22 protein-coding genes are annotated in these 20,934 nt (G+C 37.7%); 15 read left to right on the forward strand and 7 right to left on the reverse strand.

The features are described 5' to 3' along the window. The first annotated feature begins 132 nt into the window (after positions 1–132). The 4 genes from ACIQAA_RS13075 to ACIQAA_RS13090 all read left to right on the forward strand — a co-directional run bounded on the left by ACIQAA_RS13075 (position 133) and on the right by ACIQAA_RS13090 (position 5,656). Positions 133–1,353, forward strand: a complete 1,221-nt coding sequence (locus tag ACIQAA_RS13075; protein WP_402619911.1) for a metallophosphoesterase family protein — start codon at positions 133–135, stop codon at positions 1,351–1,353. A gap of 17 nt (positions 1,354–1,370) precedes the next feature. Further along, a complete protein-coding gene (locus ACIQAA_RS13080) occupies positions 1,371–4,373 on the forward strand; it encodes an ATP-binding protein (RefSeq protein ID WP_402619913.1) in 3,003 nt (1,000 codons plus the stop codon). Positions 4,374–4,412: 39 nt separating this feature from the next. Next, positions 4,413–5,357 (forward strand): 3'-5' exoribonuclease YhaM, encoded by a 945-nt coding sequence (yhaM, locus tag ACIQAA_RS13085; protein ID WP_402619916.1) that lies wholly within the window; start codon positions 4,413–4,415, stop codon positions 5,355–5,357. A 110-nt stretch (positions 5,358–5,467) separates the two neighbouring features. Continuing rightward, complete coding sequence (locus ACIQAA_RS13090; RefSeq protein ID WP_283864144.1) at positions 5,468–5,656, forward strand: sporulation YhaL family protein; 189 nt, start codon at positions 5,468–5,470, stop codon at positions 5,654–5,656. A 237-nt stretch (positions 5,657–5,893) separates the two neighbouring features. On the opposite strand, the gene ACIQAA_RS13095 is transcribed toward ACIQAA_RS13090, so the two are convergent. Further along, positions 5,894–6,760: a peptidylprolyl isomerase gene (locus tag ACIQAA_RS13095; protein WP_402619920.1), complete on the reverse strand. Its 867-nt coding sequence runs from the start codon at positions 6,758–6,760 to the stop codon at positions 5,894–5,896. Positions 6,761–7,091: 331 nt separating this feature from the next. On the opposite strand from ACIQAA_RS13095, the gene ACIQAA_RS13100 reads away from it, so the two are divergent. Beyond that, complete coding sequence (locus ACIQAA_RS13100; RefSeq protein WP_179158254.1) at positions 7,092–7,181, forward strand: YjcZ family sporulation protein; 90 nt, start codon at positions 7,092–7,094, stop codon at positions 7,179–7,181. 59 nt (positions 7,182–7,240) lie between these two features. Then, complete coding sequence (locus ACIQAA_RS13105; protein WP_179158486.1) at positions 7,241–7,330, forward strand: YjcZ family sporulation protein; 90 nt, start codon at positions 7,241–7,243, stop codon at positions 7,328–7,330. A gap of 82 nt (positions 7,331–7,412) precedes the next feature. On the opposite strand, the gene ACIQAA_RS13110 is transcribed toward ACIQAA_RS13105, so the two are convergent. Further along, positions 7,413–7,592, reverse strand: coding sequence for a hypothetical protein (locus tag ACIQAA_RS13110; protein WP_045519871.1), 180 nt, complete (start codon positions 7,590–7,592; stop codon positions 7,413–7,415). Positions 7,593–7,810: 218 nt separating this feature from the next. Here ACIQAA_RS13110 and ACIQAA_RS13115 point away from each other — a divergent pair, with 218 nt between their 5' ends. Next, positions 7,811–8,149, forward strand: a complete 339-nt coding sequence (locus tag ACIQAA_RS13115) for a DUF1878 family protein (protein WP_402619923.1) — start codon at positions 7,811–7,813, stop codon at positions 8,147–8,149. Here the strand turns inward: ACIQAA_RS13115 and ACIQAA_RS13120 are convergent. After that, the gene (locus ACIQAA_RS13120; protein WP_306076365.1) at positions 8,146–8,721 is read right to left on the reverse strand and encodes an HTH-type transcriptional regulator Hpr; all 576 of its coding nucleotides are present in this window, start codon (positions 8,719–8,721) and stop codon (positions 8,146–8,148) included. The genes ACIQAA_RS13115 and ACIQAA_RS13120 overlap by 4 nt on opposite strands. A 276-nt stretch (positions 8,722–8,997) precedes the next feature. Here ACIQAA_RS13120 and yhzF point away from each other — a divergent pair, with 276 nt between their 5' ends. Continuing rightward, positions 8,998–9,186, forward strand: coding sequence for a membrane protein YhzF (gene yhzF / locus ACIQAA_RS13125; RefSeq protein ID WP_402619927.1), 189 nt, complete (start codon positions 8,998–9,000; stop codon positions 9,184–9,186). 58 nt (positions 9,187–9,244) lie between these two features. Here yhzF and ACIQAA_RS13130 read toward each other — a convergent pair whose 3' ends face one another. Both ACIQAA_RS13130 and ACIQAA_RS13135 read right to left on the reverse strand, forming a co-directional pair. Further along, positions 9,245–9,769, reverse strand: a complete 525-nt coding sequence (locus tag ACIQAA_RS13130; protein WP_402619929.1) for a tryptophan transporter — start codon at positions 9,767–9,769, stop codon at positions 9,245–9,247. A 140-nt stretch (positions 9,770–9,909) separates the two neighbouring features. After that, positions 9,910–10,329, reverse strand: a complete 420-nt coding sequence (locus ACIQAA_RS13135; RefSeq protein WP_402619931.1) for an HIT family protein — start codon at positions 10,327–10,329, stop codon at positions 9,910–9,912. A gap of 587 nt (positions 10,330–10,916) precedes the next feature. On the opposite strand from ACIQAA_RS13135, the gene ACIQAA_RS13140 reads away from it, so the two are divergent. The 3 genes from ACIQAA_RS13140 to ACIQAA_RS13150 are packed head-to-tail and all read left to right on the forward strand — an operon-like array spanning position 10,917 to position 13,632. Continuing rightward, positions 10,917–11,657, forward strand: coding sequence for an ABC transporter ATP-binding protein (locus tag ACIQAA_RS13140; RefSeq protein WP_402619934.1), 741 nt, complete (start codon positions 10,917–10,919; stop codon positions 11,655–11,657). Next, positions 11,650–12,861: an ABC transporter permease gene (locus tag ACIQAA_RS13145; RefSeq protein WP_402619937.1), complete on the forward strand. Its 1,212-nt coding sequence runs from the start codon at positions 11,650–11,652 to the stop codon at positions 12,859–12,861. The genes ACIQAA_RS13140 and ACIQAA_RS13145 overlap by 8 nt, the downstream gene beginning before the upstream one ends. 48 nt (positions 12,862–12,909) lie before the next feature. Next, positions 12,910–13,632 carry an EcsC family protein gene (locus ACIQAA_RS13150; protein WP_402619939.1) on the forward strand — a complete coding sequence of 241 codons (723 nt, stop codon included), beginning with the start codon at positions 12,910–12,912 and terminating at the stop codon, positions 13,630–13,632. Between the two features lie 18 nt (positions 13,633–13,650). Here the strand turns inward: ACIQAA_RS13150 and ACIQAA_RS13155 are convergent, their stop codons facing one another. Continuing rightward, positions 13,651–14,829: a M20 family metallopeptidase gene (locus ACIQAA_RS13155; protein WP_402619941.1), complete on the reverse strand. Its 1,179-nt coding sequence runs from the start codon at positions 14,827–14,829 to the stop codon at positions 13,651–13,653. 138 nt (positions 14,830–14,967) lie between these two features. On the opposite strand from ACIQAA_RS13155, the gene ACIQAA_RS13160 reads away from it, so the two are divergent. Beyond that, on the forward strand, positions 14,968–15,603 hold the full coding sequence (locus ACIQAA_RS13160; RefSeq protein ID WP_402619944.1) for a phosphatase PAP2 family protein: 636 nt from the start codon (positions 14,968–14,970) through the stop codon (positions 15,601–15,603). A 28-nt stretch (positions 15,604–15,631) separates the two neighbouring features. Here ACIQAA_RS13160 and ACIQAA_RS13165 read toward each other — a convergent pair whose 3' ends face one another. Then, positions 15,632–17,029 (reverse strand): hypothetical protein, encoded by a 1,398-nt coding sequence (locus ACIQAA_RS13165; RefSeq protein ID WP_402619946.1) that lies wholly within the window; start codon positions 17,027–17,029, stop codon positions 15,632–15,634. 283 nt (positions 17,030–17,312) lie between these two features. Between ACIQAA_RS13165 and hemE the strand changes: the two genes are divergently transcribed. The 3 genes from hemE (at position 17,313) to hemY (ending at position 20,928) form a co-directional block, all read left to right on the forward strand. Next, positions 17,313–18,359, forward strand: coding sequence for a uroporphyrinogen decarboxylase (gene hemE, locus ACIQAA_RS13170; RefSeq protein ID WP_402619949.1), 1,047 nt, complete (start codon positions 17,313–17,315; stop codon positions 18,357–18,359). A gap of 180 nt (positions 18,360–18,539) precedes the next feature. Then, positions 18,540–19,472: a ferrochelatase gene (hemH, locus tag ACIQAA_RS13175; RefSeq protein WP_402619952.1), complete on the forward strand. Its 933-nt coding sequence runs from the start codon at positions 18,540–18,542 to the stop codon at positions 19,470–19,472. Between the two features lie 34 nt (positions 19,473–19,506). After that, positions 19,507–20,928 (forward strand): protoporphyrinogen oxidase, encoded by a 1,422-nt coding sequence (hemY, locus tag ACIQAA_RS13180; protein ID WP_402619955.1) that lies wholly within the window; start codon positions 19,507–19,509, stop codon positions 20,926–20,928. Positions 20,929–20,934: the final 6 nt, after the last annotated feature.

Below are 20,934 nucleotides of genomic sequence, written 5' to 3' on the forward strand. Positions count from 1 at the left end.
ATATTTTTTGCTTTATGAGCTTTGAGAATTGTCTAGCTACAGCGCCTAGGCGCTTCCGCATTTCGGTTAGAACGTGCATTCGCTTTTTCGAGATGTTACAATGAAAGAAAACTCACTGAAAGGAGATTATTAATGAAACAGATATCATTTATACACGCAGCTGACCTGCATTTGGACAGTCCTATGGTTGGTTTAAAGCATTTACCTGCAAATATCCTTTCAAGAGTGAGAGAGAGTACGTTCACGGCTTTAGGAAAACTAACAGAAGCGGCCATCGATCACAATGTTGATTTTGTTATTTTAGCCGGTGATTTATATGATGGTGAAGATAGAAGCTTACGTGCACAATCACGCTTTCGTAATGAAATGCAAAAGCTTTTACAAAAGGATATTCCTGTTTATGTTATTCACGGAAACCATGATCATTTAAGCGGCTCATGGGTGCACCTTGATATGCCTTCAAACGTTCATTTTTTTGGCAGTGATGTCGAAATGAAGGTATTCCATACGAAACGTGGAGATACCGTCCATCTATATGGCTTTAGTTATTTACAAAGACATATTCTTGATAAAAGAATAGATCACTATCAAAAACAGGATCCTGCAGATTTTCATATCGGCATTCTCCACGGGAATGAAGGCGGCGGAACGGACCATGATAATTACGCTCCTTTTTCTATCAAGGATCTGCTGGAGAAAGAATTTGATTATTGGGCTTTAGGGCATATCCATAAACGGACAATATTATCGGAAACGACGCCGCCAATCATTTATCCAGGAAACCTCCAAGGTCGTAATAAGAAGGAATCAGGCGTAAAAGGTTGTTATCATATTACGTTGAATGAACTCGAAGCCAAAACAGAATTTATAGAAACTTCAGACGTGTTGTGGGAAGAAGTTACTGTCGATGCTGCTTTGGCACAAAGTTTTCAAGAAATCTTTCAATTATGTCAGCTGACCATCGAACGTTTGCGTAAAGCTGGACTAGGTACACTGCTTACCTTAAACCTAAAAAATGTTCAATTGGATGATTTTCAAGAGAAAAAAATTCTAGATACTGAACTTCTAGAGCTGCTGTTAGACTATGAAAATGATGAGGAATCATTTGTATGGGTTGTCAATTTAAACATAGAGGATCACCAGCAGCTAGATAGAAAAAAATTAATAAATGAAGCAGATTTTTATTCGGAGCTGTTTGCTGCCATCGATGACTTTCAGAATCCTGAGGACGCGATTGCACCTTTATATCAGCATCAATTGGGCAGAAAATATTTAACAAGTTTAACAGAAAGCGAACAAAAAGAATTATTGGAAAAGGCTGAGAAACTATTAATTGGGTTATTGTATCAATAGTGATGGGAGATGATTGATTGAAAATCCAGGAGATACATATATACGGCTTTGGTCAATTAAACAATACCGTGATTAAGGACCTATCTGATTTTCAAGTGTTTTATGGTGAAAATGAAGCAGGAAAATCAACGATCATGGCATTTATTCATGGAATTCTATTTGGGTTCCCAACGAAACAAACTTCAGAACTTCGCTATGTACCAAAAAACGGCTCAAATTACGGCGGAAAGCTGAGAATATGTTTTGATGACTTTGGTATTGCCACGATAGAAAGGATAAGAGGCAAGGCTTCTGGCGACGTTACCGTTACACTGGAGGACGGAACAACAGGTGATGAGGAACTGCTTAAGCAGCTGCTTGGAAATATGGATAAAGGGTTATTCCAAGCAATTTTTTCCTTCAACCTGCATGGGCTGCAAAATATCCACCAAATGAAAGGGGATGAATTGGGAAAGTTTTTATTTTCTACTGGTACACTCGGAACAGAACGACTAGCGAAAACAGAGGCAGAACTTCAGAAGGAATTAGAAGCTCGTTTTAAACCAAGCGGGAAGAAGCCGGTGGTAAATGAAAAACTCAAAGCCCTTCATGAACTTAGCAGCGACCTAAAAAAAGCAGCAGCCAAAAATCAAGGTTACGTGGCCTTGGTCTCAGATAAAGAAAGAATCTATAAGGAGATAGAAGACATAAGCCATACACTGCAGGATGTAAAGAGCGAGGTAGAAAAGTTAAATGAATGGCAAAAAATCCATTCACTCGTCAAAGAAGAAAGATGGATACATACAGAAATCAAGTTACTTGGAGAAAATACATTCCCTGCAAGAGGTATTGAAAGAATAGAAAAATTAAATCAGCTTATCTATCCATACAATGCTCAGATTTCAAGTTTACTGGAAAGAATCACTCAATTAAAAAAAGAAGTGGCCGTAATACAGCCGGAAACGCAGCTGCTTGCTGATGAATCCCAGCTTCTGAGTGCTCTAGACCAGATTCCTATCTATGAGCAGCTGACCTTAGAAAAACAACAGTACGAATTGAAATTAGCAGATTTAGAAGAAAGAATCTCGATTATAAATGAAAAACTACACTTACCTTTAAGGGAAGAAGAAGTTCTAACGATAAACACAAATATCTATATGAAAAATCAAGTAGAACAGGCTGCGAGGAAAAAGCAAAAGCTATTAGAAGTAAAACAAGACCTTGAGGAGAAATTTCGAGAAGAAAAAAACTCTCTTGAAGAGCTAGAGAGAAAAGTCAGCTTTGCAGAAACTCATATGATCCCAGCTCATGAAAGAGCGCGACTTGAACAGTTAATCAGTGAAGAAAATGAAAAAAGAAAAATCGAATACGAATTTAAGGCAGTCCAAGACAAAAAAGAGTATTATCACCATACTCATGAACAGGATAAGAAAACATTGGCTGCGATAAACAAACAAAAACAAATTCAATTTTTAACCATTGGAGTATTATTGCTGTTTCTATCACTTTATGGTTTGTATACCAGGCAATGGATATTGTTAGCTTTTGGTGTATTAGGAAGCTTACTAATCGGTTTTTTTCTAAGTAAAAACCATAATCGTAAAAATGATACAAAGATCACTCAAGCTTTAAGTCAATTGTTAGAAGATGAAAAAAGGTTACTTCAATTACTCGAAAGATATAAAAATAGTGACATCCCAGCCCTTCAAGAAAAATTGAAGCAGGATCATTACTGGAAAGAGCAGTACCAGCTGCTAAAAATAAAGCTCGAACAACAGCAAACACAATATGAAAAAGTAATCAGGAAATTTGAAGAGTGGGAGCTTGAAGAAGCAGAAAATAAGGAATTGATACTGAAACTGAGTAGTGAACTTCGTATACCTGAATATATTGCACATTCTTTTTTCCTTGAGGCATTTCAACTAATTGAACAATACAAGCTTATAGGCAGAGAAAAAAAGAATTCGCTTGCAAGGCTGGAACATATTAACCTTGAACAGGCTGACATTGCTGAAAGAATCACCTCTTACGCAAAACAATATTTAGGAGATAAAGTAAGTGATTTATCAAAAGCCGGATATTTATTACGGAACAAACTAAAAGATGAACATGGAAAGTTAATAAAAATTCAAGAAAAGCAAGGAAAGCTAGATGACCTTGAGGCAGACCTTAATCAAATAAAACTGGAACAAGCCCATCTCATCACAGAAAAGAAAAAGCTCCTTGAAGAAGCAAATGTTGAGGAAGAAGAGGCGTTCTATGAGCTTGGTAAAAAATTCGAAGCAAAATTAAAGCTCATTGAAAGGCTTGAGGATATTAGCAAGCAGGTACAATACTCTTTTCTAAAAGAACACGAAATAGAAAGACTGTTACAAATTCATAATGTAGAAGAACGATTAATTCATTATCAGGATGAGATTGAAACGTTATCGTCTAGACTAATTGAACTGCAGGAAAGGCAAGCTGCTGCCAATTACCAGATACAAATTCTTGAAGAAGGAGGAACATACTCTGAGTTACTCCACTACTATAAGCAGCAAAAGTTTGAGCTGGAGGAAGCAGCAAAAGAATGGTCCGTTTATAGTTTAGCGCAAACCATACTAACAAAAACGGTTGAAAAGTATAAAAACGTTCATTTGCCAAGAATGCTGGCAAAAGCTGAGGAATACCTATACTTCCTGACAGATGAACAATATGAGCGGATACACCTGAAGCAGTCAGGAACTGGTTTTCTCATTGAAAGAAGCGATCACACACTATTTGAGGCGAATGAATTAAGTCAAGCTACTACAGAGCAAGTATACGTTTCTATAAGATTAGCTCTTGCCACGACCCTTTACGAAAAGTATCGCTTTCCGATTATTATCGATGATAGTTTTGTGAATTTTGACGCTAACAGAACCAAAAAGGTGTTAGAGCTTTTAACCACGCTCAGGACTAATCAAATATTATTTTTCACATGTCATACACATTTGCTTCCATACTTTCAAACGGAAAATGTTCAGTATCTTCATAAAGGGAATGTCGAAGTAATTTCATAGAGAATGTTATACTTGTACTAATGGGAAGGAGAGAGACAGATGACTAAAGGAATACTAGATTATGATTTCGGAGTACAGGTTGATCTGTATTTACTTATTAAAAGTGCAGCAAAAGGGATTGCCAGCAATGGAAAGCCATTCTTAACACTTATCCTTCAAGATCAAAGTGGTGAGATAGAAGCGAAACTTTGGGACGCTAATGAAGAGGATGAAAAGAATTACACCGCGCAAAAAATCGTTAAAATTATCGGGGATATCCATAATTATCGTGGTAAGAGCCAGCTGAAAATTCGGCAGATTCGAAGAACAGGTCCTAGTGACTCAGTAAGATTGGAGGATTTTTTAGAGACAGCACCATTAAGCCAAGAAGAGATGACTAGTAAACTGACACAATATATTTTTGATATGAAAAATCCTAATATCCAAAGAATTACCCGCCATTTATTGAAAAAACATCAGAATGCTTTTTTAGAGTATCCTGCAGCAACGAAAAATCATCATGAGTTTGTTTCAGGACTTGTCTATCACGTTGTAAGTATGCTTGACCTAGCGAAGTCGATTGCTGCGCTTTATCCTAGCCTTGATAAGGACTTGCTCTATGCCGGAGTGATATTGCATGATATGGGGAAAGTAGTTGAATTATCAGGGCCAATTTCAACAGCATATACAGTGGAAGGCAATTTACTAGGTCATATTACCATTATGGTAAATGAAATCGGCAAAGCTGCTGAGGAACTCGGGATAACTGGTGAGGAAGTGTTAATACTAAAACACCTTGTATTAAGTCATCACGGGAAGGCTGAGTGGGGAAGTCCAAAGCCGCCATTAATTAAAGAAGCAGAGATTCTCCATTATATCGATAATCTCGACGCAAAAATGAACATGCTCGATCGTGCCTTAGAAAGAGTTAAACCTGGGGAATTTACTGAACGTGTATTTGCCTTAGAAAACCGATCATTCTACAAACCGCTATTTCATAAATAAGATAACCCATCTACTGGGTTATTTTTTTATCCTCAGTATGAATATTTAGCGATAAATCGAATATGTTGTATAAAAAAGTGGACAACCACTAACGAAGGGAGCAATAATAAATGACTATTCCTATTTGGGTATATGCAGTCGTGGTTGGTATCGTAATAAGCGCTTTAATGGCAATCAAAACGGGCAGAGAAGAACGGATGTTAGAAATGGAGAATATTGAAAAAGAGGGAGAAATCTATTTAACACGGCTGGAACAAGAAAAAGAACGCCGTGAGGGTGAAAGGGCAACAGCCGAATAAAATAAAAAAGGCAGTCTTCGTAACATTGTTGTTAAAATCCTAAAGCCGATTTTAACGTGGAAATAGTTATTTTGCGCTTTTGAATTTAGTTTGCAGGCTCTTTTCCTATAAAATATATACTGCTTTCTGGTGAAACTTTTTCACAATCATAAAATTTTGTTTCAAAAAGCAAAAGAGTATAGGAAAAGAGCCATAAAAAAGAAGGGACTCGTATTGAGTTCCTTCTTTTTGACTTTCTTATTGTGCCGCAGTAGCTGCTGCTGGATCAAGTGCATTTTCTAAGTCTTTATCACTTATTTTCACTTTTGCATCTTTAATTTCCTTTTGCATTACTTCGTTAATCTTTTCATTTGTTAATTTTGAAGATTTTAATTCTTTTTCCATTTCGTCTTTCATTTCTTCATAGGACTTCTTTTCTTTTTTGTCTGTTAATTGGATGATATGATATCCAAATGAGCTCTTTACTGGGCCGCTGATTTCATCCTTTTTGAGGGCATATGCAGCCGCTTCAAAGTCTGGATCCATTGCTCCAGCACCAAACCATCCTAAGTCGCCGCCAGCTTGCTTTGCCGCTTCATCAGTAGAATAAGTATTGCTTACATCTTCAAATTTTTCACCAGCGTCAAGCTTTTGCTTCACTTCTAATGCCGTTTTTTCATCCGCAACGAGAATATGACGAGCCTTAATTTCAGGCTTGTAGTTGTCGTAGTATTCCTTTACTTCTTTTTCAGTTACTTTTATAGACTTCATGGCAGCTTTTTCCTGCATCATACCAAGTTTCATCGTTTCTTTAAAGTCTTCTTCATCTGCGTAGCCGTATTGTGCCAGCGCCGCTTCAAAGTTGTCTCCAAGCTGCTCTTTTAATTCATCAACTTTTGCATCTAATTCTTTGTCCGTTACTTCGTATTTCTCAGATAGGACTTTTTCATAGACAAGCTGTTGTAATGCTTGTGCTCCCACCTTTTCCTTCATTGCTTCATAAAGTTCATCCTGTGTAATATCTCCTGCATTGCTCTCTGCCACAGTAGAACCGCCGCTCTGATTACACGCACTTAAGGCAATAACCCCGCCAGCTAATGTAAGGGCTAACATCCATTTTTTCATGAGGAACCTCTCCTAAACAGTAAATTCTTGTGGGTTTTTGTCCACAAACTATACTATAACATAAATGGTAACCGCTGCAAAAATATTTCCTGTATTTGTTTTCTGAATTTTGGGCATTTACCCATTGCGAACCCGAGAATTCGTACATACGATAACATGTAACAAAAAAGAAATCTATTCAAGTGCCCATCTGCTAAAAGTCATGTTTTCTATGGATAAATACCCAATTAGAAAAATGTGGACTTTTTCCTAAGAAAATAAGGTAAGCGCCTAGTCGAAATGAGTACAGCTTGAATAGTATATCGTAGTAAATAATAAAGGAGGTATTACGATGAGTGGTGGACACGGATACGGAGCAGGATTTGCATTGATTGTAGTCCTATTCATTCTATTGATTATTGTTGGAGCATCTTGGTTTTAATATAAGGGTAACACCTGATGCAGACAACAGCTTTACCATTTAAGAAAGGGGAGAATTGTGTGTCTGGAACTGGATTCCACGGTGGAGGATTTGCGTTAATCGTTGTCCTTTTCATCCTGTTAATAATTATTGGGGCTTCTTGGTTATAATCTGAAAACAAATTAAAAGCGATGAGAATTTTCTCATCGCTTCTTATTTTTCTCTAACATTGGTACATTACATAAAGTAAACCTATGTATACAGAATTTCCACATAGGACGAAATCAATAATATTGTGACAAGTACATTTATTGTGCGAAATACTTTATGCTGACGTTCTTCCGGAATATCCTTTTGAATACAAAGGGAATTGGTCATTTTATTAACGTAGAACAAAATAAAAATGGCCAAAACAATAAAAATGGAGATCATCATCGATTCCCTCCCTGATGTTCATGATATGTTAATACAGTATCAAAAATTTACAAAAAAAGATAGTTAAAAGGAATGGTAGAAAAGTAGGAAATAAAATGAAATAAAAACACTGAAAAGATTATTATCTGATCTCATTCAAGAATAGGTTTATTTCGGACTGAAAAAGGTAAATAATGAACGTAGGAATGTAAAGCAGTGACCGGAGGTCGAACTCAATGGATAATTACGTTGAATTACAAGCCCGTGTGAATCTTCTAGATTACCACCAAAAGTTACTTTTAAAAATGCTGACTGCCCCGAATCTTGAATTCTATAGATTGGTCATCGAGAATGGGATATCAGAACATGAAGTAGAGGCATTCAACCTGCTATGTAAGAATTTGAACATAAAAATGGAAGAACAAAAAGCGGAAGGGTTTATTAATTTTCATCCGCTTTTCAGTGAGTTTCTATATTCTTTACCGGAAAAACTTAACGCGAAGGAAGTCGTTCGTGCCTGTTTAAAGCAGCACCTATTCGAACCTCTTTTTACAGAGTTTGCTAAATGTCTTTAAGAGAGTTCTTGTTCTGTTTTTTCTGTCTTCTTAAGCTTTCCATCATTTTCGTTAAATTCAGTCTCAATATTATGGAAAGATCGTTCAAAGATTTCCATAAAATCTTCACCATATATATTTCGAACAATCGCCATCATTTCAATAATATCGGGAAACTTCCCATATAAATCTCTTAATGGCAGGGCACCAACAAATGCAGCATTGCCACTGGGGTGATAGGATTCCATTAAACGAAGAAAGATCTCTTCACCTTCTGGGGTGAGCTGAATATACGTATTTCGTTTATCATTTTCTTTCTTTGAAAATGTAAGCAATCCTCTTTCTTCTAACTTTTTTGAAAAATTGAACGCTGTTGAGACATGCATAACACCAAATTTTGCTACATCCGAAATAGATGCACCATTTAAATGGTATGCAATCCAAAGGATATGATGCTCATTAATATTTAAATCAAAAGGTTTTAACCATTGCTGCCAATCCTTCTCAATTGATTTCCATAGGGCTTTACTTAATTGTGCAATCCTTTGGCTAAATAGCATCGCTTCTTTCATTGAATACTGTTTCTCCGACATCCCCAATTTCACCTACTTTTTTATTTCTCTATTAACATTATGCCAATAAAATAAAAATTAATAAAGATGTAAATTCACAAAATTTTTAGAAATTACGTTTTTTTTGACTTGAAATTTATTTTTTTTTATTTTTAGTACAATTCTGAGAAAAAAGTTCTTCTTTATTTTACGTTTTTTCTCTAAATAATGCCAACCTTTTGAATATTCTACATAGGGAAGGACAGCAAATCATATTAATGATAGTATCAACTCTTGGTCTTCAATAGGGGGTATTATATGAAAAGTGTAACATCGATCCTTTTTTTGCTAAGTATATTGCTATTTGTCGGTGCTATTTGGAATGCTCTAGCTCTAAAAAGACCGGGATTTTATCCGCCTAAACAAGTTTTAAAAAAGCGGGCTGCAGCGTTAGCAGGCGGTGGAGCAATATTTTTGCTTTTGACGATTATTTTATCAAGCTTTTAATCATTTATTTGATGTTTATAGAAAGAAAAGAACCTTGCTGAGGTTCTTTTCTTTTGTGTTATTTTGAAATGACGATAGATGATGTCTTTGTTCTTTTTGCAACTGAAAGTGCAACTGGATACAAAATAACCATAATAATTGTGTTCAGTGCAATTGCAGGTAAAACACCAGCAGCAAATAAAGCTGTAAAAGAACTTGGTAAGCCTACAATGTAATAAGCTGCTCCCAAAAAGACAGATCCTGAAACTAATGTCCCAATTGCAGTTAAGACGGCAACACTAATAATGGAGTTACGGTATTGCTTTAAAGCCAAAAATAAACCAAAAAAGACTAAAGCAGTGATGGGCTTATCAATGATATTTGGGAGTTGACCGCCAGGAAAACCTGTGGTGAGTGCGGATAGTCCTCCGGTCACAATAGACAATAACATAACACTTTTAATTTCTGGAATAAGAATAATTCCCAAGAACATCATTGCCAGCATCATATCTGGTTTAATGGTTAGGAAGGCTGGCATCACCGTATGCAAAACTACCCCAATTCCCGCCAAAAGTGATAGGACTACTAGATTCTTTGTATTCATTTCTCATCTCTCCTCTGCTAAACTTAGCTATTTGTTCCTCCTGTAGTGCGCTAAATGCCTACAGCGAAAAACTTGTTATCATTATATCACAGGTATATAAAAATAATAAAGATATAATTTTCAGATAATTTGTTCTCTCGTTAGAAATGCTTATTAATATTCGCTGCCATCTCTTGCAGTGTCTGTTGTGTATAATCGCTTGTATTGCTTTTCCAAACAGCGCCAAATCCGTCACCTTTACCATAGCGTGGAATTAAATGAACATGGAAATGAAAAACGGTTTGCCCTGCATGTTCCCCATTATTATTAACCAGGTTTAATCCGAGCGGGCTAAATTCCTTTTTTAGTGCATTTGCAATTTCAGGTACAGATTCGAAAAGGTTTTTAGACGTTTCAGGAGTCAATTCAAACAAATTTCCTTTATGTACTTTAGGGATGACCAATGTATGGCCTTTTGTTACCTGACTAATATCAAGAAAGGCTAAAACATGTTCATTTTCATACACTTTTGCTGCTGGGATATCACCATTAACAATTTTACAAAAGATACAATCACTCATTTACTGCACAACCCCTTTATTGGTTTTTATATCCGTATTTTACCATATGTTTTAGCAATAAAAAAAGAAAGAGACAGGATCCGCATGGAATCCTGCCCTCTCGAAGGGGAATTGCTTCATATTATACGTTCATCAGGAATTACGTTTGATAAACACCTCATTTGACAATTTAGTGTTTTTATAAACCGTAACTATTGTTCAAGCTGACCATCCCCTATGTTGTTTTTATAGTTTCATCAACTTATAAAAACGGATGATAATCTGCCGTAAACACCTCATTTATTTTTTTGATAAATAGCTGGTGTTAAATGAACTCTAAATGGTTACAAAGCAACTTGTGCAAAACAACCATCCCCTTATTTGAAACGTTTAGAAGCTGCATGTTTGAAAAGTTAAATGTCTTTGACAGACACCTCATTTCAAATTTTGATGAATCACTTCATCGAGTAGGTGTTTCCCCTTCGAATATTATGATGTCCGTTTTGATTTGAAATATACAAAAATGAAATCAAAAATTTGAATTCCTATTTTTATCCATAGTGATTTGGTAAAATGAAGGTAATCATGCAATAGGAAGGACGTAGCATATGTCTTTATTATCGATTGAAAGCCTTACAGGAGGATATACAAGAAATCCAGTCCTAAAAGAAGTATCCTTTGAAGTTAATCAAAAAGAATTGGTTGGATTAATCGGCCTAAATGGTGCCGGCAAGAGTACAACGATTAAACACATTATCGGGTTAATGGAGCCGCATAGCGGCACAGTGAAAATAAACGGACGTTCCATTACGGAAGATAAGGAAACTTATCGAAAGATGTTCACCTTTGTTCCGGAAACACCGGTACTATACGAAGAACTCACCCTTGAAGAACATTTACGATTAACAGCTATGGCATACGGATTAGATGAGTCTACATATAAAACACGAATTGGGAAGTTATTAACTGAATTTCGGATGGAAAAAAGACTGAAATGGTTTCCTGCTCATTTTTCTAAAGGAATGAAACAAAAGGTAATGATTATGTGCGCTTTTTTGGTACAGCCTTCCCTTTATATTGTTGATGAACCATTTGTTGGTCTTGACCCGCTTGGTATTCAATCACTGCTTGACCTAATGAAAAAGATGAAAGAGAACGGGGCAGGAATATTAATGTCGACCCATATTCTTACGACTGCAGAGAAGTACTGTGACAGATTCGTCATTCTCCATGAAGGGAAAGTTCGTGCAAAAGGTACTCTTATTGAATTGAGAGAACAGTTTTCAATGCCTGGAGCTTCTTTAGATGATCTATATATCCAATTAACAAAGGAAGAAAATTATGTTTGATGAGAAAAAGCTATGGAAGGACAGATCTGTCCACCGTTTAAAAGAATTTGGTGTTTATCTTCGATATATTCTTAATGGTCACCTTGTCGTTGTTCTGCTTTTTTTAATAGGAACGGCTGCCTTTTATTATCAAAATTGGATAAGCTCATTGTCTCAGGATTTTCCTGCGGAGATAATAATTGCTGTTATTTTAGGTTTATTTTTAACTCATAGCCCTGTATATACTTTTTTATTCGAAGCGGATCATGTGTTTTTAATTCCGCTTGAAACCCGTTTAAAAGGTTATTTTTTACGTTCAGGGCTGCTTAGTTTAGTTTTTCAGGGATACATTTTATTAATGGTTTTAGCTATAGTCATGCCAATGTATGCACATGTCAGCGCAAACGGATTTCAATCATTTTTTATTTTCCTATTGATTCTGCTGGTCATTAAAGGATGGAATATTGCTGTAAACTGGAAAATCCACTATTATGTACAGCCATCCGTTTATACTTGGGACATGTTCGTCCGTTATTTCATTAATGTGTTATTTACCTTTTTGCTTTTTAACAACGCACATTTCGTCTTTTTATTGATATTTGCTTTGATTATGGCGTCTTATTACCGCTCCTTCTCTGTCAGGACGGAAAAGATGGGCTTAAAATGGGATTTGCTTATTGCTCAGGAAGAAAAGCGAATGGCGTCATTTTACCGGCTGGCCAATTTATTCACAGATGTACCAAAATTAAAAGATACGGTAAAAAGAAGAAAATGGCTGGACTGGTTTATTAATGGGATTTCCTTTTCACAAGAAAAAACCTATGATTATTTATTTGCAAGAACATTCTTGAGATCTTCCGATTATTTAGGTCTTTTTATTCGCTTAACGGTGATAGGTGCATTAGCATTGTATTTTATTTCCTTCGGGGCAGGGCAAATCGTGCTGTCTCTCTTATTTATCTATTTAACCGGATTCCAGCTTCTTCCATTATGGAATCATCACCAAAACAAGCTTTGGATTGATTTGTATCCAGTATCTCATAACCATAAAACAACTGCTTTTCATTCCCTGCTTATGAGGATTCTGATCATTCAATCCTCCATATTTACAGTCGTTATTTTGTTTAAAGGACAATGGATGTTTTCCTTATTAATCCTCCTCTCTGGACTGCTGTTTAGTGTTTTATTTGTAAAAGTTTATAGTAAGAATAGACTAAAAGCATGAATGGATTAGAAACAAACCTAATATCTTTTTGCTGAGGGGAGTGGGAGCATGAATGAATATGAGCTGAAGGCATATGGTGAAGTGGTCGACTGGAAAAGAAAATTAACCAGACGTTCAGGAATGATGAATCGAATTTCAAAAAAAGCGCAAGGGAAAATAAATGAAATGATTCCTGAAAAGGTTCACGAAGTCATGACAGAAAGCATAAAGGGAATGGTTAAAACCACCTTATTTGGATCCCAGCTTACGACCAGCAAAAACCAAGCTGCCGGCCTGACACTCGAAGAACGTGATGAATTAATGAGGAAAAAGACGGCAATCTTCCAAAAAACGGCATTGGTCGAAGGTGCAGGAACAGGTGCTGGAGGAATCCTTCTAGGGCTGGCAGATTTTCCTTTACTTCTTTCCATCAAGATGAAATTTCTTTTTGAAGCGGCAGCCATTTATGGATTTAACACGAAAGAATTTGAAGAGCGGCTATTTATTCTTCATATATTCCAGCTTGCGTTTTCAAGTGATGATATCCGCCGTGAAACGTTAGCTGAAATTGAAAACTGGGATGCGAGAAAGCAAGAGCTCGTTGAAATGGACTGGCGTAAATTTCAACAGGAATATAGAGATTATATCGATCTTGTTAAGATGTTCCAGTTAGTTCCTGGAATTGGTGCGTTTGTAGGTGCGTATGCCAATAACAATCTGCTCAAACACTTGGGAGAAACGGCGATGAACGCATATAGGTTAAGAATCCTAACAAAAGCCCCTGAACTTTAAACAGTTCAGGGGATCAGTTTATTTAGAGCTGTGTATTTTTAGTGCAGCTGTCCCGAGCGTTTTTGCGGCTATTAACATGGCGTTCTCATCAATATCAAACTTTGGGTGGTGGTGTGGAAAGCCTGGGTTTACACCTGGGGGTTTTGCACCTGTGAAAAAGAAGGTTCCGGGTACTTCCTTTAAGTAATAGGAAAAATCTTCTCCTCCCATTTGCGGCTCAGATTCTTCAATGGTCGTTACCTCAGGAACTTCCCTTGCCGCAGCAACGAGAAACTCTGTTTCTTTAGCATGATTCACTACTGCAGGATAACCTCTCTCATATAAAAATTTATAGGTGCTGCCAGACATGTGGCATGTGCCCTGAATAATTCTTTCCATTTCTTCCTCAATGTATTGGCGGACATCATCACTAAAGGTACGGACTGTCCCAATAAGCTTTGCTTTATCTGCGATTATGTTAAACGCATTTTCAGACATAAAGGAGCCCACTGTCACAACCGCAGACTCAACTGGATTCACTTTCCTGCTGACAATTTGCTGCAGATTTATAACTAACTGGGAAGCGGTGACAATCGCATCCTTGGTCTTATGCGGCTGTGCACCATGACCGCCTTTGCCCTGAATCTCAATTTCAAAACGATCAGCTGCCGCCATGATTGGACCGGTTCGATATTGGATGGTACCGGTCGGTTCACTGGCCCATAAATGAGTTCCAAATATCACATCAACACCTTCTAAGCAGCCATCCTCAATCATGGTAATGGCTCCTCCGGGTGCGTATTCTTCAGCATGCTGATGAATAAAGACATAGTTTCCCTCAAGGTCAGCCTTCAATTCATTTAGTACCTTTGCAAGGACAAGAAGAGTGGCAGTATGTCCATCATGACCACAGGCATGCATCACACCAGGAACTAAGGATTTATAAGGTACATCTTTTTCATCATGAATAGGTAACGCATCGAAATCTGCCCTTAATGCGACCGTTTTCCCTGGCTTTTTACCGTAAACTTTGGCTACAACACCATTTCCTCCAATATTTCCTTTTACTTCTATCCCAAGTTTTTCATAAAATTCCTTTATATATTGGGCTGTGTTATATTCTTGAAAGGACAATTCTGGATGCTGGTGCATAAACCTGCGTATTGTGACCATATCTTCATAGTAATCATCTAATTTTGAAAACAATTGCTTTAACATGTGTGAAATCCTCCAAACACCAAAGATTTTTATCCTATTTTCAAACTATTTTAACACTTTTACACTATTATGTAGATTTAAAAGTAAGTTTTATTTATAATTTTATAGTGTTTAGATAGAGAAAGGATCATTAAGCAGATGGTAAATAAAAGGAATACTTCTACATACTTAATTTTAGGTTTTTCTATTTTAATAGCAATCTATATTTCTATCAAAGTAGCTGCTAAACAAACTTTTTGGCTGGATGAAAAACTAGCGGACTTATTCGCTTATGTACCGGATACGTTTAACCCGTTTTTTCTTATTCTAACGGACCTAGGGGATAAGAAGGGGATTGGCATTGTTGCCCTGATTGTTTTAGGCTGGTTATTGCTAATAAAAAGAAATCTTTTAGGTGCTGCGGCCATTGCTTTGAGTGTTGCTCTAGGAAATGAAGTTAATAAACTTCTCAAGGACCTGATTGCACGCCAAAGACCAGAGCTTGACCATCTGGCACATGTGGATAGCTTAAGTTTTCCAAGCGGACATGCAATGGTTGGATTAATTTTCTACTATTTTATTGCCTATCTTATGCTGGAGGATATCAAATCAGCAGCAGCGAGAAGGTTGGTTATCATCTTTGCCGTTCTGCTGCTGTTATTAATTGGAGCCAGCCGCATCATTCTTCAAGTCCATTACCCTACAGATGTCATTGGAGGCTTTGCCTTTGGCTATATATGGGTGCTTCCATCCATATATATTTACAATTTCTTTAAAAAGAAACTGAAAAAGTAATCATAAAAAAGAGGCCGCAGCCTCTTTTTTATATTAGAAACATTGCGACGATCGTTGTAACTGCTAGACCGATTACTACAGGAAGCAGATTCCTCCTTGCTAATTCAAATGGGTCAACGTTACAAATAGCGGCTGCAGGGATTAACGCCCAAGGTACTAATGTTCCGCCGCCTACCCAGATGGCAGCAATTTGGCCAAGGGCAGTTAAAGTGGCCACACCTTTACCAATTGCAACTGCAAACAAGCCCGCGACTGAACCTGCGAGTGATATTCCTGAAAATCCAGAGCCATCCAAACCCGTAATCGCTCCTACAGTGGTAAGTGTTACTGCTCCGACCACCTTGCTCAATGGAACAATATTGGCTAACGCAATACCAAGGTCATTGACAATACCTTGAGAACCATCTGGTAAAAAGTCACCGATAATCTTTCCAAACCCAGCATCACCTAAATAGAAAAAGGCAGCGATTGGAATCACCGGACCAAAAACCTTAAACCCGAAAGTAAAACCTTCAATTAAATAGCTAGTTGTTTTTTCAAGACCCTTGTTTTTATGGCTGGCCATGGTAATAAGGAGGAGGATAAATATCGATGTCCCGCCAACTAATGCAGTTGCGTCGCCCCCAGTTAGGTTAAGGATAAACATACCGGCAACGTCGATGGTAAATAAAATCGGAACAAGAATCGCGAAGAATCGCTTTTGGCCAATAGTGAGGAGGTTTTTCTCGGATGTTGTTTCTTCGGTTGACTCCATAGGTACATATGGAGTTGGCTGTAAGACGCCATTTTTCATATCTCTTTTAAGAAAATAGAAGGCAGCAATAGTGGTCACAATCCCCATTACAAATACTAATGGTATACTGGCACTGATGACATCACCGATTGGAATTCCAGCTGCATCAGATGTTAATTTCGGAGCAGCCTGAATGACAAAGTCCCCTGATAAAGCTATACCATGCCCAAACAAGTTCATTGCCATTGCAACACCCAAAGCTGGAAGTCCTGCTCGTAAGGCAACAGGAAGCAGCACGGCTCCTAAGAGAGCCACAGCTGGGGACGGCCAGAAAAACCAGGAAATAACCATCATTAAGATACCAATGGTCCAATAGGCGAGTGCAGGGTTACGAATTAATTTTGTAAAAGGTGAAATCATCACATCGTTTATTCCGGTAGAAGTTAAGGTTTTGCTCATTGCCACAATAATAGATATGACTAAGATGGTTGATAACAACTCTGTAATCGCATAAATAAAACTGTTGAAGATACTGCTGACGGAACTGCTTAAGGAGCCCGTTGCAGTAATCGCAATAAGGAATATCCCGAGGATACAAATAAGGGTGGTATCTCTTCGTTTGACCATAAATCCGATAATAAGAGCAATAAAAACAACGTATATCCAATGGAGAGCTGAAAGCTCGACAAGCATACAATGACCTCCTTTCATTATCATCGTAGGGGGGGAGGAATATAGGTATTCGCCCTCTGGATGTAATACAGGATATGAATCTACTTGAAAGTGGTGAAAGGGATTTGAATAAATAATAAGGTTAAAAACGACTTTTTTTTGACACTTTTCATCGTAACCTATACACAAATAGGAATAATCGATATAGTGAAAACAGTGCTATGTACGCTATAAAGTTTTTAATTTGTTGCCACATATATTAAAATATAACGAGACATGTCTTTTGAAAGGTGGATTTATTTACATGACGAAGCAAATCAACGATACATTTTTAAAAGCAGCAAGAGGAGAAAAGACAGATCACGTGCCAGTCTGGTACATGAGGCAGGCAGGACGTTCACAGCCCGAGTACAGAGAAATCAAAGAAAAGTACTCATTGTTTGAAATTACTCACCAGCCTGAGCTATGTGCGTATGTAACCCGCCTTCCAGTAGAGCAGTATAATGTTGACGCGGCTATTCTTTATAAGGATATCATGACACCGCTGCCAGCGATTGGTATGCAGGTTGAAATAAAATCTGGGATTGGTCCTGTCATTGACAATCCCATCACATCATTAGCAGATGTTGAAAAACTTGGTGAAATTCATCCTGAAGAGGACGTACCGTACGTATTAGACACGGTTAAATTATTAACCCAAGAACAATTGTCAGTACCGTTAATTGGATTTTCAGGGGCTCCCTTTACACTCGCAAGTTACATGATTGAAGGCGGACCTTCGAAAAACTATAATAAGACAAAAGCATTCATGTACTCTGAACCGAAAGCATGGTTCGCGCTAATGGAAAAACTTGCTGATATGATCATTACATATGTGAAATCACAAATTACGGCCGGAGCTAAGGCGATCCAAATCTTTGATTCTTGGGTTGGGGCTTTGAATGTTGAGGACTATCGCTATTTTATTAAGCCAGTCATGAATAGAATTTTTACGGAATTGAAAGAAGAGAATGTTCCCCTGATTATGTTTGGAGTAGGTGCGAGTCATCTTGCCTTAGAGTGGAATGACCTTCCGCTTGATGTAGTTGGTTTGGACTGGCGTTTGCCGATTCAACAAGCAAGAGAAATGGGTATTCATAAAACCGTTCAGGGTAATCTTGATCCAGCCATCCTGTTATCACCTTGGGAAGTGATTGAAGAAAGGGCCAAAGCTATTTTAGATCAAGGGATGGCTCAAGGCGGTTATATCTTTAACCTTGGCCATGGTGTATTCCCATCGGTAAACCCGGCAACGTTGAAAAAATTAACCTCATTTGTTCATGAGTATTCTGCATCAAAACTAAGCAGATAGCTACTATTCTCGAGTGTTAATATTGGTAAGATAAGTGTTTTTTTGGCACAATATAATATGCATGAAAAAAGAGGGCCCTAAACAATTAGAGGCCCTCTAAATCCTGATACAAGCTATTATTTTAGGATAAAGTCCTATATTTTGGATAAAGCAGCAAGACATAAAAATGAGGTGCGGATGATGACGAAAAAGAAAATGGGATTACTCGTAATGGCATACGGAACCCCATATCATTTAGATGACTTGGAACGTTACTATACACATATTCGGCATGGAAGAAAGCCTACTCCAGAAATGATTGAAGAGTTAAGGAATCGCTATGAAGCAATTGGCGGAATTTCACCGTTAGCTAAGATTACAATGGAGCAGGCAAAAAAACTGGAAGAACACCTTAATCAGGTTCAAGATGAAATACAATTTAAAATGTATCTAGGTTTAAAACATATAGAACCATTTATCGAGGACGCTGTTAAGGAAATGCATTCAGATGGAATTAAAGAGGCTGTTAGTATTGTCTTGGCGCCTCATTATTCAACTTTTAGTATTAAGTCCTATAATAACAGGGCAAATGAAGAAGCAGAAAAACTTGGAGGCATTTCAATCACTTCAGTTGACAGCTGGTATGATGAACCCAAATTCATTAACTACTGGGCAGATAAAATTAAAGGAATATATGATCAGATGCCTCAAGAGGAAAAAAATGACGCTATGATGATTGTTTCAGCCCATAGTCTTCCAGAGAAAATACTACAGTTTGGTGATCCTTATCCAAGTCAGCTCCAGGAAACCGCGGATCTCATTGCAAAACAAGCTGGAATTACTAACTATGCGATTGGATGGCAAAGTGCGGGGAACACACCTGATCCATGGTTAGGGCCAGACGTGCAGGATCTAACTCGGGACTTGGCAAAAGAACATCCTTATAAAGCATTTGTTTACGCGCCGGTTGGCTTTGTATGCGAACACTTGGAAGTCCTCTATGATAACGATTACGAGTGTAGAATAGCAGCCGAGGAAGCAGGAGCGAAATACTATCGTCCTGAAATGCCGAACGCACATGATGATCTAATTGAAGCAATGGCAGCGGTAATTTTAAAAAGATTAGCCAACTGACAGCAATCAGAATAAAGAAAGAAGGGTGACATCCGTGACGGAAGAAAAAAAGAAGGTAGCCATTATTGGGGGCGGAATTGCGGGCCTTACTGCGGCATTCTACCTTCAAAAAATTATTACCAATAAAAAGCTGCCTCTTGAAATCAAACTGATCGAAGCTTCACAACGTCTCGGAGGTAAAATGCAAACCGTTATAAGAGACGGTTTCACCATTGAAAGAGGTCCCGATTCCTTCTTAGCAAGAAAAACCAGCATGATTAGACTAGCTAAGGAAGTAGGGATGGAGGAGCAGCTGGTATCTAATTCTACTGGGAAATCCTATGTTCTTGTAAATGACAAGCTCTATTCGATGCCTGGTGGGTCCATTATGGGAATCCCAACTGAAATAGGACCATTTATTACGACGGAATTGTTTTCAATACCAGGAAAACTTAGAGCTGCTGCCGATTTTGTTTTACCTAGATCCGCTGGAAATACAGACCAGTCTTTAGGGGGATTTTTTCGCAGAAGGCTGGGCGATGAGGTAGTTGAAAATTTAATTGAACCGTTATTATCGGGTATTTATGCTGGTGATATTGATCAAATGAGTTTAATGTCGACCTTCCCGCAATTCTATGAGGTGGAACAAAAGTATCGCAGCCTCATCCTGGGCATGAAAAAAAACACACCATCAAAACCGAAAACACAACAACCTGATGAAAAGAAAAAAGGTGCATTTTTAACCTTTAAGTCTGGACTTCAGTCCTTTGCTGAAGGTATAGAAGCGAAACTAGAACCTAATTCTATATTAAAAGGGCACAGAGTCGATAAAATTACAAAGACAAATGAACACTATGAACTTTATCTAAATAACGGTGAAACATTGACTGCTGATTGTATTATTGCTGCAACTCCACATAAAATAACACAATCCATATTCTCGGACTATCGTTTTTTTGACCCTTTCAAATCAGTACCCTCAACATCTGTTGCAACGGTGGCGCTGGCATTTCCTGAAGAAGCAATAAAAAACGATATTGATGGAACAGGCTTTGTTGTCTCTCGAAATGGTGATTATTCCATAACAGCTTGTACATGGACACATAAAAAATGGGCTCATTCTACTCCAAAAGGAAAGGTGCTGCTGCGCTGTTATGTAGGGAGAGCAGGCGACGAAACCATCGTCGATCTTTCTGATGATAGAATTATTCAGATTGTTCTTGATGATTTAAGCAGGACAATGGATATTGGAATGCAGCCTGAGTTTGCTGTCGTTTCGCGCTGGAAGGATTCCATGCCGCAATACACAGTGGGACATAAACAGCGTCTAGAGACCATCAGAAACCATGTTAAATCCGAGTTGCCAGGTGTCTTTTTAGCCAGTGCCTCCTTTGGCGGCGTAGGACTTCCTGATTGTATTGACCAAGGTGAAGAAGCTGTAAAAGGTGTATTAGAGTATCTAAATGTCAAAGAATAAACTCGA

The sequence above is a fragment of the Neobacillus sp. NPDC093182 genome, from assembly GCF_044754045.1.